General features: G+C 71.6%; 1 protein-coding gene. It reads left to right on the forward strand.

Annotation, left to right across the window (positions count from 1 at the left end; genetic code table 11):
* Positions 1-1,185: sensor histidine kinase (locus R6V09_RS53460; protein ID WP_327098138.1), on the forward strand; the 1,185-nt coding region annotated here is incomplete at both ends.

Consider the following 1,185-nt stretch of genomic DNA (forward strand, 5'->3'; position numbering starts at 1 on the left):
GTCCCGGCCGCCCGCGCCGCCGCCCCGGGGCGGGTGTCCGCCGCGGTGCAGGCCGTGGAGGGCCAGTTCCTGGGCAAGGTCACCAAGGACTCCGCGGACCGCACCCACCAGGTGCTCGTCAAGGCGCTGTTGGGCAGCGCCCTCGCCCTGGTCGCCGTACTCGCCGTCGCCCTGCTGTCCTGGCGCATCACCCGCTCCCTCCTCGGCCGGATGTCCGGCCTGCGCGCGGAGACCCTCGAACTGGCCGAGGAACGACTGCCCGAACTCATCACCCGGCTGCGCACCCAGGGCAAACGCGCAGAACTCGACGACCTGCCCGAACTCGACTACGGCACCGACGAGTTGGGCAAGGTCGCGGAGGCCTTCAATAGCGCCCAGCGGACCGCGGTGAGCGTCGCGCTGGAGCAGGCCTCACTGCGCGAGGGCGCGCGGCTGGTCTTCCACAACATGTCCCGCCGGATCCAGCTCCTGGTGCACCGTCAGCTCACGGTGATCGACTCCATGGAACGCAAGGAGCAGGATCCCCAACTCCTCGCCGATCTCTACCGCGTTGATCACCTCGCCACCCGGATGCGGCGCAACGCGGAGAGCCTGACCGTGCTGTCCGGCGCGGCCCCCCGGCGCCGCTGGAAGCACGCGGTGCCGCTCGCGGACCTGCTGCGCAGCGCGGTGTCCGAGATCGAGGGCTACACCAGGGTCGTCGTCGAACCCCTGCCGCCGATAGCGGTGTTGGGCCCGGCGGTCGGCGACACGATCCACCTCATGGCCGAACTGATCGAGAACGGCGTGACGTTCTCCCCTCCGCACACCGAAGTACGCGTCCGCGCACTGCCGGTGGCGCAGGGATACGCCGTCGAGGTCGAGGACCGCGGGCTCGGCCTTGCGGTGGACGAGTACGCGGCGGCGAACGAACTCCTGCACCACCCCAGGGACTTCAGCTTCACCACACTGGGCGAGGACCCGCGCCTGGGTCTCTTCACCGTCGGCCACCTGGCCCAGCGCCACGGCATCACCGCCAGCCTCCAGGCCTCGTCGTACGGCGGATCACTCGCCGTCGTCGTACTGCCGCAGGCGCTCACCGAGCCGGTCGCCGACGGCGTGCCGTCACCGCTGGACGCCCGCGCGGAACGCCACCTGGCCTCGGTGGCCGGCTCACCCACCGACCCATTCCCGGGCCCCGGCGCG

Origin of the sequence: Streptomyces sp. W16, assembly GCF_033194735.1 — a bacterium.
Lineage (GTDB): Bacteria > Actinomycetota > Actinomycetes > Streptomycetales > Streptomycetaceae > Streptomyces.